An 18,482-nucleotide genomic window follows, 5' to 3' on the forward strand; every position below is an offset into this window, starting at 1 on the left:
GTAAAGCGAACCCGGAATTCGATGCGCATATATACAAGCAACGCCATTTGGTGGAGAACCTGTTTGCCAGACTGAAGCATTTCCGCAGCATTGCGACCCGCTTTGAGAAACTGGCGCGGAATTTCAATGCGATGCTTTTTATTGCCTGCACTCTCATCTGGGTTAAATTGAAATGAGGACACGCCCTAGTAAAGATGGGTGGAGTTCCTAAATACAGTACATAAAAAAAACCCGGCTTTTCAGCCGGGTTTTTAGACTTCAATTTCAATAATCGATGACTTGATTATTTGAATTTGTAGTTTGCACTGACTGTCAGAGCACGACCTTGTGGGTTGTGCAGAACAGTGTTGTAGTAGCTGTAGTTAGGATCGAATGGGGCATTGCGATCAAACACATTACGTACTGTTGCGCTCAGCTTCAGATCTTTGAAGCCGGTGTAAGTCGCACCCATATCGAAGGATGTGAAAGATGCGACGCGACAACCAGGTGCTTCTGCAAGTGCTACAGCCTTAAGGTCAGGGCTGCAGGTTGTTTTGACGCCAGTTGTGTTATTGAATGCTGGCAGACCGTAGCCGCTCACATAATTCATCGAACCAAACACGGTGTAATCGTCCAAAGACCAGCTCAGGTTCAAGCGGGTTTTCAAGCGAGGTGTATCGCCTGTATCAGATTGATCAACGTAAGGCAGACCTGCTTCGCTTTGATATTTGAAGCTATCAATGTAGCCAGCGAACAAAGTGGTGTTCAAGCGACCCCATGCGCCCAGATTCGCTTTATAGGCCAATTCCAGATCCACACCCTTAACGATGGATTCACCCAGGTTCAGGTATTTACGTTTTACTCCAACAACCGGGCCTGTACCAGGGATAGGATTGCCTGCGGCGTCCTTCAACAAGGTTGTAGGATCAGGGCTGCGGAATACGACTTCATTGTAGACTGTATTACCTTCGGCATATAGCTTACGCAGGATGTCATTCGAGCTCAGACGATCGATTTCATTCTTACGGCTGATTTGATACACATCCAATGTACCGCTGAAGTTTGCAGTCGGTGCAAATACCAGACCCAAAGTCTTGCTACGGGAAGTTTCTGGTTTCAACTGAGTGTTGGCAACGATGAACGATGCGATAGTACGTTCGTCAGTGGTACATTCTTTTGCTGTCTCATAGTTGGTTGCGCCGGGAATAGCAGCGCCGTTCGGGCAGCGTACCCAATCACGATAAGTATTGATTTTCTGGAAGCTGGACACATTCGATGTCGAGATCTGCGTCAGGCCAGGAGCGCGGAAGCCTTCAGATACCGTTCCACGGAAGCTCAGTTCAGGAATCGGCGTGTATTTGAAACCGATTTTTGGTGTCGTGGAAGAACCATAGTCGCTGTAACGGTCATAGCGTACCGCTGCTTCGATATTGACAGATTTCAGTACTGGCAGGTTAGCTTCTGTGAACAGAGAGGCGACATTGCGCGAACCAGTTGCTGAAGATCCGCCACGACCTACGTAGTTACCTGCTGCCAGATTGGCATCAGAAATCATCTCAATACTTTCACGGCGATATTCTGCACCGGCAGCAATGCCGATAGCACCACCCGCCAGTTTGCCGAATTCTGTGGAACCTTTGAGGTCAACGGCGTTGACAGTTGTTTCGCCGCTGGAATTCGCATCAGGACTGATTTGTTTGAGCAATTCAGCGCTATTAACGCCGCCAAAACGATATTTTTCCAGCGCTGCACCTGCTGTCACGGAGTTGATTGCACCGAAGTCGCGGGATTCGCGCTTGGATTTGTTCAGCATCAGACCAGACTGCCAGTCCCAGCCAAAGTGTGTGCCACTCAGGCCACCGACCAGGCGATAGGTGGTTTGTGTGACGTCAGTACCGGCAGCGATATCAGCCAGACGTGCGCCAGCCGCTACACGCAACTGGTTTGCACTGTTCGCAATAAACAGTGGATTGTCTGGGTGATTGGCTGGCAGTGCAAAGCGGAAAGAGCGGCGATTGCCTGCCGGATCAAACCATGTTTGCAGGCTGCTGGACAGGGTCGCAAAGCCACCGGCGCTTGGGAATTCGTTTTCCAGGCGGGATACACCGGCTTCTACGAACCCGGTAATATCTTTAGTGACATTGAAAGAAGCACGGGAGAACAAGTTGGCAGACTTCGATGGCATGGTGAAGTATGCGTACTGGTTAGTATCCATCGCGCAAGCAGGTGCTTTGCTTTGCAAAATGGTTGTGCTGACCTGGTTCGCAGGACATTTTGTCGGAGCTAAAGGTGCTGTTGTGTCATACACACCTTTACCTACACCGGTTTCAGGATAGTAGTTCGGTGTAAAGGTAATTGCACTGTCTTCACCGAAGATGTTGCCACCCCATTTGCCGCGTGCTACTGGTAAAGCACTGATGCCACCGGATTTTTCAACTTTAGTGCCTTCGCGTTTGCTGACATCCAGGCCTACCATGATGTTGAAGCCGTCTGTGTCTACGTCACCGTAGCCACCGAACAGGGAGACGTTATTGTTTTTGAAGCCACCCTGAGTCGCGCCGGATGTGGTTGCAGTTGCTTCCAGACCTTTGTACTCTTTTTTGAGGATGATGTTTACCACGCCGGCGATCGCGTCAGAGCCATAAACTGCAGATGCGCCATCTTTCAACACTTCAACGCGCTCAATCGCAGACATTGGAATATTGTTGATGTTATACAGTGTCGATTGACCGGAGTTAGGATCAGCTGTCGCTGTTGCAGCCATGCGGCGGCCATTGATCAGCGTCAGTGTGGATGCAGAACCCAGTCCACGCAGCGACGCAGTTGCCGTGCCTGCAGCAAAACCGTTACCGGATGTGAAGTCATTCTGACCACCGGAAGTGATGGATGGAATGGTTTGCATCAGTTCGGACATGTTAGTCGCACCGGAACGTTTGATGTCTTCTGATCTGATGACTTGCACTGGAGATGCTGTTTCAGTGTTAGTACGTTTGATACTTGTACCAGTCACTTCCACTTTTTGAATCTTTTCAGTGGTCTGTGCTTCTTGCGCAAAAGCAACGGTACTGAACATACCGATCGTTGCTAATGCAGCTGTGATTTTATTTAATTTCATTCTTTAACTCTCCGGTTATAGAAAACCCAGTCAATGACAGGTTCGCGCGGGGCTGTTCCTGCAATGCAAACACGTGGTATTTGCGTTGCAGTAATTTTTGACTGATTTTTTCCTGCGAGATCCCCCCCGCTGAGAAAAATTTTTACCCCAACATCAATAGTAACAATTTGTATCGTTTCTCCAAAAAAAATTCTTTGAAACAATATTAAATGAACAAAAATATGTCGTTTTTTTGTTCATAGAATTAATTTTTTTGGAAATAAATTTTCATGAAAGTTAACTTTCAGAATTTTTGAAAGTTCTGAGTGAACGTTTTGATATTTATTCTTCTAGTGAAGGTAAAATCGGCATTATGTTCGCAAAATTTGAAAATATATTTTCTTTTTGCAGGCCGGGCTCTTGATTATGAGTTCTTGAAATTGGAAATTTCGATCAGTTTTTTTCATTAAAGCAAAGTTATAGTTCGCGGAACTTTCTATCTAGCCAATTATCCCAGACCAAATGCCCAACTTCATATGCAAGCGATATGTCTGGCATTGCAGTGCAAAATAATTCAACAAAGGAGAAGCTCAGTGTCAAAGAAACGTTTAATTCCACTTGCAGTCGCGTTGTGCTTCGCTACCAACGCTGCTGATATCTATGCGGCTGACGAGTTAAAAAAAGAGCCGGCAAAAAAGTGGGATGTGAATCAGCCTCCAGGTGAAAAACAAGTCGTCAATATTGACACCCGTAGCGGTACCTGGATGAGTGTGGATGTGAGCCCGGATGGCAAACAAATCGTATTTGATCTGCTGGGTGATATTTATACCCTGCCTGTCAGTGGTGGTGAGGCTAAGCCTCTTACACATTCAGTTGCCTGGGAAATGCAGGCGCGTTTTTCGCCCGATGGGAAGCAAATCGCTTATATGTCAGATGCGGGTGGCGGTGACAATGTGTGGGTGATGAATGCGGACGGCAGTAATCCGCGTCAGGTGACAAAAGAAGATTTTCGCTTGCTGAACAACCCGGTCTGGCATCCGTCTGGTCAGTATCTGGCGGCACGCAAGCATTACAGCGGCACACGTTCACTGGGTTCGGGTGAAATCTGGATGTATCACACCCAAGGCGGTGCTGGCATACAGCTCAATGAAAAACCGAACTGGCAGAAAGACCTGGGCGAGCCTGCATTCTCGCCCGATGGTCGCTATGTGTATTATTCCCAGGATACGACTGGTGGAACTTCGTTTGAATATAACAAAGATTCGAACGGTCAGATTTACCAGATCTTCCGCAAAGATTTGCAGGACGGTAAAGTTAAGGCATTGGTCAGTGGCGCCGGTGGTGCGGTTCGGCCTGTTCCTTCGCCGGACGGTAAGTATCTGGCCTTTGTGCGTCGTATCCGCAACCAGTCGGCCCTGTTCCTGAAGGATTTGCAGACCGGTGAAGAACGTGTGGCCTGGCCGGAGCTGGAGCGCGATATGCAGGAAGCCTGGGCCATCCACGGTGTCTATCCGTCGTTTGCCTGGATGCCGGGCAGTAAAGAGATCGTGGTGTGGGCGAAAGGTAAGCTGTGGCGTCTTGACCCATTTGCCGGTAAAGCGAATGAAATTGCTTTTCACGTCAAAGATACGCGTGAAATCACGCCAGCCTTGCGCTTTGCGCATGAAGTCGCGCCTGAACAGTTTGATGTGCATCAGCTGCGCTGGGTCCAGGTTTCTCCGGTTGGCGATAAAGTGATTTATTCTGCGCTGGGTCATTTGTATGTGCGTCAGTTACCTGATGGCCAGCCGAAACGCCTGACCAGTCAGAGCCAGCATTTTGAATATTTTCCCAGTTTCTCCAAGGATGGTAAGCGTGTTGTTTACACGACCTGGAATGATGAGCAGACAGGTTCAGTGCGCGTATTGGATCTGAGCACTGGCAAAGAAACGATCGTGACCAAAACGCCAGGTAAATACACGTATCCACGCTTGTCTCCTGATGGGAAAACCGTCACCTATGTCAAAGCACGTGGCGGCTATCTGACTACGCCGTGGAATGGTCTGGATACCGGTGTCTATACCGTGGCTGCCGATGGTCAGTCAGCACCTAAATTACTGACAGAAGAAGGCAGTGCGCCGCAGTTTGGTAAAGACAGCAGTGCGGTGTATGTGAGCCGTACCAAGTACACAGGTGAAGTTGACTGGAACACTTCGCTGGTCAGGATTCCGCTTGATGGCAGCCCTGAGCAGGCAGTCGCAAAAAGTGAATTCGCCGGTGAATTTGCAATTTCTCCGGATGGGCAATGGCTCGCCTTTGGTGAACGTTTCCATGCCTATGTCACGCCTTTGCCTTTGGCCGGCAAGCCCATCAGCATAGGGCAAAAAATGGATGCACTGCCAGTCCGCCAACTAGATGTGAATGCAGGGCAGTATCTGCACTGGTCGGGCGACAGTCAAAAAATCCATTTTGTATTGGGTGATCAGTTATTTACCCGTGACTTAAAAGATGCGTTCAGCTTTGTGCCGGGCGCGCCTGCGGAATTGCCTAAGTTTAGCGAAGATGGCCTGCATATCGGCTTTAAACAAAAAGCCGATAAACCGAGTGGTGTAACCGTGATTTCCGGTGCGCGCATTGCGACCATGAAAGGCGATGAAGTGATCGACAATGGCCGCATCGTGATCCGCGATAACCGTATCGAGCAGATAGGACGTGTCGCTGATGTCGCTGTGCCCGCAGGTGCGACCTTGATTGATGCAAGTGGCAAAACCATTTTGCCGGGTATCGTCGATGTGCACTGGCACGGTGGCATGGGTGAGGGCGGCATTATTCCTCAGCAAAGTTGGATAGATTATGCTTCGCTGGCTTTTGGTGTCACCACCATTCACGATCCATCTAACGATACCAATGAAATTTTCACCCACAGTGAGATGCAAAAAGCCGGCGCTGTGGTAGCGCCGCGTATTTTTTCTACCGGTACCATCTTGTATGGCGCAAAGGGGAATTTCAGCGCGGTGGTGAATAATTTCGATGATGCGCTGACCCATCTGAAGCGCATGAAAGCCGCTGGTGCGATTTCTGTCAAAAGCTATAACCAGCCACGTCGCGAACAAAGGCAGCAGATATTGGAAGCAGCACGTCAGATCGGCATGATGGTGGTTCCTGAAGGTGGCTCGCTGTTCCAGCACAATATGAGCATGGTGGTAGATGGGCATACCGGTATAGAACATGCGCTGCCGGTAGAAAATGTGTATGACGACGTCAAGCAATTATGGTCACAGACCAAGGTCGGTTATACGCCGACGCTGGGTGTGGCATATGGTGGATTGGATGGCGAGCATTACTGGTATGCACGCACGGATGTCTGGAAGCATCCTATTCTTTCTAAGTATGTGCCGCGCTCGGTGCTGCAACCACGTAGCATACGCCGTGAAACAGCGCCCGAAGAGGACTTCAATGTGCTGCGTGTCGCCAAGGCGGCCAATGAATTGCAGCGTGCCGGTGTGCCAGTGAATTTGGGGGCGCACGGTCAGCGCGAAGGCCTGGCTGCACATTGGGAAATGTGGACTATGGTAAAGGGGGGTATGACACCCATCGAAGCGATCCGCAGTGCGACCTTGAACGGCGCGCGTTATCTGGGACTGGATAAAGACGTGGGTTCGCTAGAGGCAGGTAAGCTGGCAGATCTGATGATCGTCGACGGCGATGTGTTAAAGGATATCCGTCAGTCTGATCGCATCACGCACGTGATGATGAATGGCCGTTTATTTGAAACGGCCACCATGAATCAAACCGGCAAACATCCCAAGACCAGAAAGCCCTTCTTCTTTGAAGGAAAAACCGGTGCCGACGTGCCGGTCGATGCCACCGATTACTCCCATAATCACGCCGGGGAGTAAGTTGGCAGATGCTTTCTCTCCCGCGCAGGTGGGAATTCAGCGGCATCAGTCAACAGCGAAGCGTCATCCTTGAACTGACAAGGGTGGCGCTTTGTTGTATCTGCTCCTCAACTGCGACATGTAAGTGTTTTCGTGCTTGTTTATTGCTTTATTTGCCAAATTTAAGGTGGAGTAAGGCATTGTTCCTCTGTACACCCTAGTAAAAACACTATCTGTATCCTGATTGCAGCGCAGAATGTGTCAAAATGCCGGTCTATTGCGCCTTTGCGACGAGAGTGTGTTGCGCAGGGTGCCAGGCAGTTTTCTTTTCACAGGGCTTACCAACATCGTGACGGCGAGGCGACTTAAGGCTGCTGCAGCTGTTGCGATGGGGCACAGTCCATCACTACCGGAGTCAAACCATGTTTCAGCATGTCGAAGCCTATCCTGGCGATCCTATCCTGTCTCTGAACGAGGCATTTGGTAAAGATCCGCGTCCAAACAAGATCAATCTGTCTATCGGTATTTACTTCGACGATAACGGCAAAATCCCTATGCTGCCTTCGGTACGTGCTGCGGAGCATAAAGTGGTGGCAGAAGCGGGTGCCCGTCCTTATCTGCCTATGGAAGGTGCAGCTAACTTCCGTACTGCGGTTCAGCACTTGTTATTTGGTGCAGAGCATGTCGCAGTGCGTGAAGGCCGCGTTGTGACTTTGCAGACGGTAGGTTCCAGTGGTGGCTTGAAAGTTGGCGGTGATTTTATTCATCGCTACTTCCCACAATCGTCTATCCTGGTCAGCGATCCGACCTGGGATAACCACCGTGCGGTGTTTGAAGGTTCAGGCCTGACTGTTAAAACCTATCCTTACTATGATGCCGCAACTGGTGGTCTGCGCTTCGACGCGATGCTGGAAGCCTTGCAGCAGGCTGCACCTAAGAGCATCGTGCTGTTGCACGCATGCTGCCACAACCCGACTGGCGTAGATCTGACCAAGGCACAATGGCAGGCGCTGGTGCCTGTGCTCAAAGACCGCGAGCTGATTCCTTTCCTGGATCTGGCGTACCAGGGCTATGGCGATGGTATCGCAGAAGATGCGTATGCGATCCGTTTGCTGGCCGATGAAGGTCTGAGCTTCTTCGTGGCGAACTCCTTCTCCAAGAGCATGAGCTTGTATGGCGAACGTTGTGGTGCGCTCAGCGTGGTGTGCCCGGATGCAGCGCAGGCAGTCAATGTGCTGGGCCAAATGAAGGCGACTATACGCCGCAATTATTCGAATCCGCCTATGCATGGTGGCCAGTTGGTGGCACGTGTATTGACTGATCCTGAATTGCGTCCTATGTGGGAAGCGGAAGTGGTGGCCATGCGCGATCGCATCCAACTGATGCGTCGCAAATTGCACGATGTGCTGAGCGTAAAAGTTCCTGGCCGTGACTTCAGCTACTTCCTGACCCAGCGCGGCATGTTTAGTTATACTGGCTTGTCGGCAGAACAGTGTGATCGTCTGAAAGAAGAATTCGGCGTGTATCTGGTGCGCTCAGGACGCATGTGTGTGGCAGGTCTTAACACTTCTAACGTAGAAGCTGTTGCAAATGCGATGGCGGTTGTATCGGTATAATTTTTTATGCCGCTGTTTGAAATGGTCGCGTTTGCGACCATTTTTTTTGATGATTTTGCGTTATTTTGAGAGATTGCCTTTTTTGAAAACACTTTCTTGGATTGTTGTTTTTTAGTGACGGTTTGCCTATTGTGCAACAGTGATTTCGTGGATAATTGGAAAGTTATTTTTATTTTGATTTTAGTTTTGATTTGTTTTTTTCCTTTTTTTTTGACATAGATAAGGTATTTTCCTTTTGTTATTTATCGTTCAAAGACAAATTTACAGTGCGGCTAATTTCAATATTGAGTAACAAATTTTTCTATTGAAACAATAAGAATAAAGATAAGGAGTAGTTGTATGAATCAATTTCAATTAAAACCCATCGTTACTGCAGTTGCCTTGACTTTGGTAGCTGGTCAGGTGCACTTTGCAAATGCGGCAGACGCAGAGCCTGCGGTTCAAAAAGTCATTGTGACGGGTTCTAACATCAAACGTATCGATTCCGAAACATCTTCACCCGTCACTGTCATGCGTCGTGAAGACATAAAGGCAACAGGCGCAAATACGGTACGCCAAATCCTCGATACCTTGACGTCGTTTGAATCCACGACTTTGCGCGATGACGGTAGTTCAAGCAGTTTCGCGCGCGGTGCGACGGGGGCTGCGATGCGCGGCTTAGGTAAGGGTGCAACTTTGGTCTTGGTAAATGGTCGCCGAGTGTCCAATTATGCGCTTGCGGATGGTGGTAAAGATGTTTTTGTGAATGTGGATTCTATTCCGGCTGATGCAATTGAACGCGTCGAAGTCTTGCGCGACGGTGCATCGGCGATTTATGGTTCAGATGCAATGGCAGGCGTCATTAACATCATTACACGTGACACTTACCAGGGTGTGCGTGTGAGCGGTAGTGCTGCAGTGCCAGAAAGCCATGGTTTCGGTAAGCAAGCTACGCTGTCGATTTTGGGTGGTTGGGGCGATTTGAATCGTGACAATTACAATGTGTTTGCGAACCTTGAAGCATACAAGCGCACAGGTTATACGCAAGCCGAAGCAATGGGTAGCTATCCTGCTTGGCATAAGCAATATGTGAACCCTTCGTTCGGTGACCCTAGTCTGACTTCTTACCCTGGTAATTTGAATGAAGCCAAAGTCGCTGGTGCGACGGGACACCCAGCTGTTCGCCAGGCTGTCGCTGGTTGTCCGGCTGGCAGTATTAATGCGGGTGGTTTGTGTGGTACCGATTTGACGGGGCTAAATCAATTTTCTGACGGTTCGGATCGACTCAATTTATTTAGCCAGGGACGCTTGAAGATCAACGAAAATCTGCGCGGTTTTGCAGAGGTGTCATATTCTAAAACGCGGGTTGATTATCGTGCATTGCCATTCGGTATGACCGCTGGCAGCCCGTGGAACTGGTTTGACGGTAACACCAAGACATCTCAGTCTGTACAGAAGCCTAAGCTTGCAGTTGGCAATCCAGCTAATCCATTTAACTTCCCAGTCGGCATCGATTATCGCTTTATGGACGATACAGAGATGTGGAAGAGTCCAATTGATTCGACTCAATATCGTGTAATGGGTGGTTTGGAAGGTAGCTTTTCGAACGGTTGGGAATGGCAGGCAGCATTAGGTCGTGTTGGTGGCGACGCAACTTCGCGTGATCATGGCGCAGAACGCACTGCGATGCCGCAAGCCATCGCGAGTGGCGAGTACAAAATTGGTGGAAAAAATAGTGCAGAATTACTCTCGCGCATGTTTCCAGTGATTGGCACCGACGGCAAAGTTTCACAGGATTTTATTGATGGTAAGGTAACGGGTGAATTGTTTTCCTTGCCTGCAGGTCCCTTGTCTTTCGCTTTGGGTGGTGAAGTTCGTCGTGAAAAAATGTACGTACGTTCAACAGATAATGTTGTAAATGCTCAAATCATAGGCCGCGGTTCTTTGTGGATCGATGGTGCGCGTGATTTGGCTGCAACATTTGTTGAATTGAATGCACCAGTTACTAAATCGCTAGAAATGAATGGTGCTCTGCGGTTGGATAAGGCTTCTGGTTTTGATGCGCACGTATCTCCTAAGTTAGGTGCGCGTTATACTGTGACGCCGGAACTCTTGGTGCGAGGTACGTTTGCAGGGGGATTCCGGTCTCCAAATATTCCGGAAACCTTGGGTAAGGTTGGCTTGACAGGCTTCTTTAATAACACCTTGGATCCTAAGCGTTGCGATACTGCCACTAAGATTCGTGATATCTTGAAGACAGGCGATGTCAACGACAAGAACGACGCGACGACTGCCTATAATTCCGGTTGTTTGACTTCGATTCCTGCAATGATTTCCGCTAATCCTGGTTTGAAGCCCGAAACATCAGTTAGCACGACTCTGGGCTTGGTTTTTCAGCCAACCAAACAAACCAGCTTTGCGATTGATTACTTTAAGATTGAGCGTAGGAATGAAATTGCGTCGCGCGACATCGACTACGTGCTAGCCCGTGAGGATAGCCCAGCTTATGCGAAGTTGATGGTGCGTAATCCAGTCAGCGACACGGATCGTCGTTTGGCCGATCGTGCAAATACCTTGCGTCCTGGTTCCAACTTGGCATTTAACGTGGGGACGATGCAATCCTTGTTATTGAACTACGAGAATTTTGGCAAAACTGAAACTTCAGGTGTGGACTTCGATTTTTCCACGCAGTTCAATGCTGGTGGCATGGGTAAGTTTGATCTTGGCCTGGTGAGTACGTATGCATTGAGCTATCGTAGTTGGGATGTTGATGCCAATACTTACCGTCCAAACACAGTAGGTTTGCGCAATACGCCACGCCTGACTTCTGTTTTCACAGTTGGCTGGAAACGCCAGGACTGGGCGACGACCGTACGTGTCACGCACGTTAGCTCGACAGCCTTAAACAATGACGAGACGGATGAGGCAACCTGGAATGTAGCAGGCTGTACCGCTCGCATCAAACCTGGCGCTGACTTGCCTTGCTACCGTCCTGCTTCCTTGCGTGCAGATTTGGGCTTGACGTATACCGGATTCAAGAACACACGTTTGACCTTAAACATTAGAAATATATTCTTGAATGAAGCGCCAATTAGTTTGCGTGATGGTTATGCTTTCAACCCACGTACGATCAAATTGGGTGCGGAATACGAGTTTTGATCTAGTCAGCTATTGTAGTTAAGAGGGTGTTTTTCAACTTGAAACACCCAAAAATAAAAACAGGTGGTTCCGCTTAGGTGCCACCTGTTTTTTTATTGTTTCAGCAGCGAAGTGCGGCAAATGTAGTGGTTTTTTAGCATGCTGCCATTAAACCAAAAGCTACGCACTGCCGGTAATGCCGTTCAATTAAGGCTGAACAGCATTTTATTTAGTGCTTGTTAACCTCCAAACTGCTGTTAACCTGCGCCGCCACGCTCGACGACATCCTTCATTTCCTGGCAAGCCACCTTAAGTCACCCGGCTGATACTGGCTCGGAGTCCATTTGCCTCTTGAGTAGATCGACCAGGTCGTTGGCTGACGGTTGCACTGGCTCTGTATCATCACAAAAACCATCAGTGAAGTATTGGATGATCTCGGACTCGCTGTTCCAGATAGTTAACGCTTTTTTGTCAGTAAGAGCGCTTCCGCACAGGCTTTCCATCGGCTTGGAGTCGATCCGGAAAAGTGGCTGCTCGACCATTCCGTACGTCATTGGAGCACACAGGATCACCGCGGCTACCTCTTACAGAGACGCATTGTGTGCGATGAACAGCACCTGTGTACCCATGACTGCGCTGAGAATCGCGACCACTTCGGTACACTACAGTATGCCAGCGGTGCCATAGCGAGCTATCCGCAAGTGTGCGGTGTCACACTCACCGCACTCACCACGCACGTCGTTCACAGCGCTGTATTCGGCTCGAAGGGAACCCATAAAATACAGCAAGCAAAATAGCTGATTGCGGATGTGCCGAATGAGTCACTCACGGTCTTCGATCGTGGCTTTCTGGCTGTGGAAATCCTGTGTGCGCTCATGCAACAAGGTAGTGCTCGTGACTTCGTTGTCCCTGCCAGGGTGAGCACCCGGTGGAAAGTAATCGAGGGACATGACAAGGATTGTATCGCTCACATGCACCAGTGGTGATGGAGCATTGAGACGAGTTATCGTGAGATCAAACAAACGATGGTGAATAGCACTGAGCTTGTGCTTGAAAACGAAAGACGGCGACTATCAGGATATCTGGGGCACATTGATCGCCTACAATCTGAGTTGCCTTGAGGTCGCCGAGGAGGTCTTGACTGTGAAATGAGAGCAAAGCGAAGTGAGTTTCATTCGAGCCTTTCATCTGATCCAGTTCGAGCTACATTGGGTGGCAGTCACGCCATCCTGCGGCAACGGGCCTGGGGCGGCGAGGCATCTGCGTGCAAGGCTGGTAGCCTCCTGATTGAAGAACGGCCCAATCGACAATTCGACCGGGCCGTTAAGGCAACACCAAACCGCTATGTCATTCCTGTTCTGCAAAAAACGCTTAACTGAACAGCATTCGGACTTAGCCAGCATTTAGTGCTTTATCAGTAGTCTGAAGCGATGCTTAGGCATCGCTTTTTTTACGTCTGTATTGTGACGCTCAGTGCTCAGGATGTGATTTTTGCCTTATGGCGTGTAATAGAGGCAGTGATTTCCTGATATGAGTAAAAAGCCTGTATCAGTTCTGATTCACATGGGGTTTCTTGTATGGCCTGGCTAGTATCGCCGGGTATAAACAAAGCCAGCTGACAGGCTTGTGGTATTTTTTGATGTATTTGTGTGACCAGTTCACGCATAGCCGGATGGTTTTCATCTGAGTTGGCGGTGACCAGGCATACTGCTGCCACCATACTGGACGGGACGTCAGGCGGCGGCTGATTGATATCCGTTGTAAAGATGTGCCGTGCATCGATATGTGCAGCGCGCAGTACCCGTACCAGTATCTCTGCTGCCAGTTCATCAGTTTGTTCGCGCACGCCCACCACCAGGATCACGGAACCCGCCGGCACATCAATCGGACCCTGATAGTTACCATGGGTTAGTTCTCGCTCATGGATCAGATGGCGTGCCAGCGTCTCGCCATCTAACACCGAGCTGCGACGGCGGCGCCAGAACGGCGCTTTGGATTCCAGTGATACCAATACGGACGCGATCGCATTGCCAACTTTATGCTTCTCTTCATCGGTAATTGCGCTCACCGAGAAATCGGCTTGTGCCAGTCTGAGTGCAGGGATCAGCACACTGTCGCAATACTTAGCCACGGAATGGCGTTGCAAGTAATGGTGGGCAGCATCAATCAGCTCATCAGAATCCCCCGCCAGTGCACGTTGGTAGAATTTTTCCGGTAAAGTCAGTGCAGACTCATCACCGAGTAAAACGCCCAGGAAGTTCAGTCCGGATATATATCGTCCCGCCACCACCAGGCATAGCGTCAAAGGCGTCGATAGAACCAGACCAACCGGCCCCCAGATGCAGCTCCAGAATACTGCTGCCACCACCACGGATAAGGGTGACAGGCCGGTGGTATGTCCATATAACTGCGGCTCAATGACATGCCCGAACAATAATTCGATCACGATAAACACGACCAAAGTTGCAATAGTCAATTCCCAGCCGGGCGAAATAGCGAATGCCAGCAAGGTAGCCAGTCCGGCCGCGATCCAGGCGCCTATGTAGGGAATAAAACGCAGCAAGCCGGTTAATACTCCCCATAGCACGGCTTGCGGTAATCCCACTACTGCCAGTGCGATGGTGATGCTTAAGCCACAGGCACCATTCACTGCAAACTGAGAAATGAAGAAGCGCGACAGACGCCGCGCCGCATCATCCACCGCAACGGTTGTAGCCCGCAGGTTATTACTGCCAATGATGCTGATAAAGCGGTCCCTGAGTGACTCGCGTTCCAGCAAAATAAAGACCAGCATCACGAATACCAGGCCTATGGTTTCTACCGGCCCGGTGACGGAGTCTAGGATATTGGCGATTAACTGGCCAGGTGTGGCAGGCGGCTGATGTACTTCTACCGCTACCGGTTTATTTCCCTGTGGCGTAAGGCCATTATCGATATTTGGTGTGGCCAGCTCGCGTGAAAAAGGATCAGTGACAAAGTCCGTTTTGCCGGTGACACTGTGCAGTTTTTCCAGAGTGATGGCATTTAGTGTGCGTAATTTATCGCGTATGGTCGATTCGTACTGGGGCAGACTGGTGCCGAGTTTGACTACCTGACTACCCAGAACCAGGCCAGCAAGGCAGATTGATGCGGCAAACAGAAAGACGGTCATGAGTACCGATACGCTGGAGGGCAGGCCGATCAGGCGCAGTCGCCTCACCAGCGGTGCCAACAGAAATGACAATATCACGGACAATGTCATTGGGATCAGTACTTCCTTGCCGAAGTCCAGGAAAAATAGCATGATCGCAGCACTGACCAGTCTCAGAAAGCGGCTCAGCTCCAGTTTTTCATTCATCTGCAAATTCAATTTAATCTCACTTTAGCTGTGTACGAAGTGCTTGCGGCGGTTAGGCTTGCCGCGATTGTAAACGCAGATACTAATTATGCAAACCCGGATTTGTACTGCTGATTCACTCCGCTAATTGCAATGGTGATGCCGGGCAGTTGTCGAGCTGTAAGAGCTTGTTCAGCATACTGCGCAAATGAGTGACATCGCCAGTGGTGTAAGCTGCAATGCTGGCACTGTGAGTCGTGTCCTCAATTGTGTGCAGGTTTTGCAACTGGTTTTGGATTAACAGCCGTTGCAAATGTTGGGCAACGGCGATACCAGTATCGATGATGGTTGCAGCGGCGAGTCCTGGACGCAGCCGGGCATAAACACTTTCTATGCTTTCCCGCACAAATGGATAATGGGTACAGCCTAATACCAGCGTATCTGCTCCGGCATTGGCCATGACTTGCAGATAAGCGTGCAGTAATTGCTCCAGTTCGGTAGCATCCATCTCGGTTTGTTCAATCAGATTGACCAGACCGACGCAGGCTTGCGCGACAAAGCGGGTTTGAGTTTCCTGTATTAACTGATCGCGCAGACGCTGATACTTTTCGCTTTGCAAAGTGCGTTGCGTTGCCAGCACACCAACCACATGGTTGTTGCTGCATGCAGCAGCGGGCTTTAGGCCCGGCTCCATGCCGATAATGATCTGTTCAGGATAGGCCGCTCTTAATTTTTGTATGGAAGCTGCGGTTGCTGTGTTACAAGCGACCACCAGTGCTTTGACACCTTGCGCGAACAGATGCTGCGCAATCAGCATACAGCGCGCAGTAATTTCCTGTTCGCTTTTTTCCCCATAGGGCACATAGGCCGCGTCCGAGATGTAGAGCAGATTTTCTGCAGGAAGCAAGGCGTGGATGTGGCGCAGTACCGAAAGACCACCAATACCGGAATCAAAAATTCCTATCGGGCTGCCTGAGTCTAAAATCATATGCGATGAATCCGGAATAAAAAATGCTCCAGGCTGTGATGCAGACTGGAGCCAAATGCAAAGTTGGCGCAGCAGTCAGCCAGTTCTAACATCGCTGTAGAATTGGCCGCTGTGCGCACTGCATAAAGATTCGCTTACTGAACCGGAATGATGCCGATTTTTGCTTGCCACTCTTTCGGGCCGGTGTTGTGTACCGAGGTACCTTGAGCGTCCACGGCGACGGTTACTGGCATATCAACCACGTCAAATTCATAAATCGCTTCCATGCCGAGGTCAGCAAAACCAACGACGGTTGCAGATTTGATGGCTTTGGACACCAGGTAGGCGGCGCCGCCAACAGCCATCAGATAAGCAGACTGATGCTTTTTGATGGATTCAATCGCGACCGGACCACGTTCCGCCTTACCGATCATGGAGATCAGACCGGTTTGTTCCAGCATCATATCGGTGAACTTGTCCATGCGGGTTGCCGTGGTCGGTCCAGCCGGGCCAACGGCTTCATCACGCACAGGATCAACCGGGCCGACATAGTAAATCACGCGGTTGGTAAAATCGACAGGTAAAGATTCTCCTTTGGCCAGCATGTCCTGAATACGTTTGTGGGCAGCATCGCGGCCAGTCAGCATTTTGCCATTCAACAGCAAGGTCTGGCCTGGTTTCCAGGATGCGACTTCTTCTTTAGTCAGGGTATTGAGATCGATGAGTTTCGATTTTTCGGTATCCGGTGTCCAATGCACTTCTGGCCAGTCTGACAGTTTTGGCGGTTCGATATAACTAGGGCCAGAACCGTCGAGCACGAAGTGCGCATGGCGGGTCGCTGCGCAGTTAGGGATCATTGCAACCGGCTTGGATGCTGCGTGGGTAGGGTACATGTTGATCTTGACGTCCAGTACAGTCGTCAGACCACCCAGGCCCTGAGCACCGATGCCGAGTGCATTGATCTTGTCGCACAGTTCGATACGCAGTTCTTCCAGTTTGTTTTGTGGGCCACGCTGTCTGAGTTCGTACATGTCGATGTCATCCATCAGGGATTCTTTCGCCATCAGCATCGCTTTTTCTGCAGTACCGCCTATACCGATACCCAGCATGCCTGGCGGGCACCAGCCTGCACCCATGGTAGGCACCGTTTTCATGACCCAGTCCACCAAAGAGTCAGAAGGATTCAGCATCACGAATTTAGTTTTGTTTTCGGAGCCGCCGCCTTTGGCTGCAACTTTAACGTCCACGGTGTTGCCGGGTACCAGTTCCATGTGAACCACGGCTGGCGTGTTGTCCTTGGTGTTTTTGCGTTCGAATTGTGGGTCTGCCACGATAGAGGCACGCAGCTTGTTTTCAGCCAGGTTATAACCCTGACGTACGCCTTCGTTGACGGCATCAATAATCGAGCCGGAGAAGCCTTCAAAACGCACGCCCATACCGATTTTCAGGAATACGTTGACGATGCCGGTATCCTGGCAGATCGGGCGCTTGCCTTCGGCGCACATGCGGGAATTGGTCAGGATCTGTGCAATCGCGTCTTTTGCAGCTGGGCTTTGTTCTGCTTCATAGGCACGTGCCAAATGGGCGATGTAATCGGCGGGATGGTAGTAGCTGATGTATTGCAGCGCTGCTGCGACGGATTCAATCAGATCGTCTTGTTTGATGATAGTCATGAGTTGGCTCTTGGCTGAGTAAAAAAAGGTTAGTTTAAACCCTGCTTCTGAACCCAGGCTTACAGCAAACTGGGCATGGCATTCAGGATGGGCAGGGATGAAGTATGAGTTTGCTTTAATGATGATCGTTTGCTGCCAGCTGGGTGCGGGTCACGATCTGGTCGCAATGTGCGATTGCCAGCGCGGACAGCAGGAAGGCCAGGTGGATGCCGGTTTGTGCCAATAATACGATTTCAGTGTAATTGGCCGCGTTGATAAAGGTTTTCAACAAGTGAATAGAGGAAATGCCGATGATCGCCATCGCCAATTTAACCTTGAGTACCGACGCATTGACATGGGATAGCCACTCAGGCTGATCCGGATGTCCATCCAGTCCCAGGCGGGACACAAAGGTCTCGTAGCCACCGATGATGACCATAATCAGCAGGTTGGAGATCATCACCACATCGATCAGGCCTAATACCACCAGCATAATTGTTGTTTCATTGAGTTTGGTCGGGTGATTGCCACCGGCCGACACCGCTTCCAGTATGTGCTGTAAGGCGCTTTGGTTACCCATGGCAGCGCCAATCAGATCAATCAGCTCAACCCAGAAATGAAATACATAAACGCACTGGGCGAGTATCAAACCCAGATACAGAGGGAGTTGCAGCCAGCGGCTGAAAAAAATGAGGCCTGCCAGTGGTGACAATTTGGTGAGTGGTTTTGGATTTGACATAGATCAATTCTGAAGTGAGAACAGTGCAAAAGCATAAAAGTGCTATTTTACATCCGGGCAAGTCAGTCGTGTCATAGTGCGCAATACCAGTGGTTTTTTATTGGATGTGGGATGGTATTATTTTGGTATGGTAATTGACCGGTGA

General features: G+C 49.9%; 10 protein-coding genes. 4 read left to right on the plus strand and 6 right to left on the minus strand.

The genetic code is table 11. The features are described 5' to 3' along the window. Window positions 1-176 (plus strand): transposase (locus H8K47_RS12595; RefSeq protein WP_186881771.1); only part of this gene is annotated, 176 nt, incomplete at its 5' end. 107 nt (window positions 177-283) lie between these two features. Here the strand turns inward: H8K47_RS12595 and H8K47_RS12600 are convergent. Continuing rightward, a complete protein-coding gene (locus H8K47_RS12600; protein ID WP_186881772.1) occupies window positions 284-3,094 on the minus strand; it encodes a TonB-dependent receptor plug domain-containing protein in 2,811 nt (936 codons plus the stop codon). Between the two features lie 572 nt (window positions 3,095-3,666). On the opposite strand from H8K47_RS12600, the gene H8K47_RS18640 reads away from it, so the two are divergent. From H8K47_RS18640 to H8K47_RS12615, 3 genes are all read left to right on the plus strand, one after another. Next, window positions 3,667-6,951 carry an amidohydrolase family protein gene (locus H8K47_RS18640; RefSeq protein ID WP_186881773.1) on the plus strand — a complete coding sequence of 1,095 codons (3,285 nt, stop codon included), beginning with the start codon at window positions 3,667-3,669 and terminating at the stop codon, window positions 6,949-6,951. A gap of 401 nt (window positions 6,952-7,352) precedes the next feature. Continuing rightward, window positions 7,353-8,546 carry an amino acid aminotransferase gene (locus H8K47_RS12610; protein WP_186881774.1) on the plus strand — a complete coding sequence of 398 codons (1,194 nt, stop codon included), beginning with the start codon at window positions 7,353-7,355 and terminating at the stop codon, window positions 8,544-8,546. Window positions 8,547-8,885: 339 nt separating this feature from the next. Further along, complete coding sequence (locus H8K47_RS12615; RefSeq protein ID WP_186881775.1) at window positions 8,886-11,684, plus strand: TonB-dependent receptor plug domain-containing protein; 2,799 nt, start codon at window positions 8,886-8,888, stop codon at window positions 11,682-11,684. A gap of 800 nt (window positions 11,685-12,484) precedes the next feature. Here the strand turns inward: H8K47_RS12615 and H8K47_RS18505 are convergent. The 5 genes from H8K47_RS18505 to H8K47_RS12635 form a co-directional block, all read right to left on the minus strand. Next, entirely contained in the window at window positions 12,485-12,613 is a 129-nt protein-coding gene (locus H8K47_RS18505) for a hypothetical protein (protein WP_268974555.1), read from the minus strand. Window positions 12,614-13,140: 527 nt separating this feature from the next. Next, window positions 13,141-15,000: an AI-2E family transporter gene (locus H8K47_RS12620; protein ID WP_186881776.1), complete on the minus strand. Its 1,860-nt coding sequence runs from the start codon at window positions 14,998-15,000 to the stop codon at window positions 13,141-13,143. 115 nt (window positions 15,001-15,115) lie between these two features. After that, on the minus strand, window positions 15,116-15,967 hold the full coding sequence (gene murI / locus H8K47_RS12625) for a glutamate racemase (RefSeq protein ID WP_186881777.1): 852 nt from the start codon (window positions 15,965-15,967) through the stop codon (window positions 15,116-15,118). Between the two features lie 134 nt (window positions 15,968-16,101). Continuing rightward, complete coding sequence (locus H8K47_RS12630) at window positions 16,102-17,619, minus strand: fumarate hydratase (protein ID WP_186881778.1); 1,518 nt, start codon at window positions 17,617-17,619, stop codon at window positions 16,102-16,104. Between the two features lie 115 nt (window positions 17,620-17,734). Further along, complete coding sequence (locus H8K47_RS12635; protein WP_186881779.1) at window positions 17,735-18,337, minus strand: TIGR00645 family protein; 603 nt, start codon at window positions 18,335-18,337, stop codon at window positions 17,735-17,737. Window positions 18,338-18,482: the final 145 nt, after the last annotated feature.

The sequence above is a fragment of the Cognatundibacterium rugosum genome (assembly GCF_014284365.1).
GTDB classification, from domain to species: Bacteria; Pseudomonadota; Gammaproteobacteria; order Burkholderiales; family Burkholderiaceae_D; genus Undibacterium; species Undibacterium rugosum.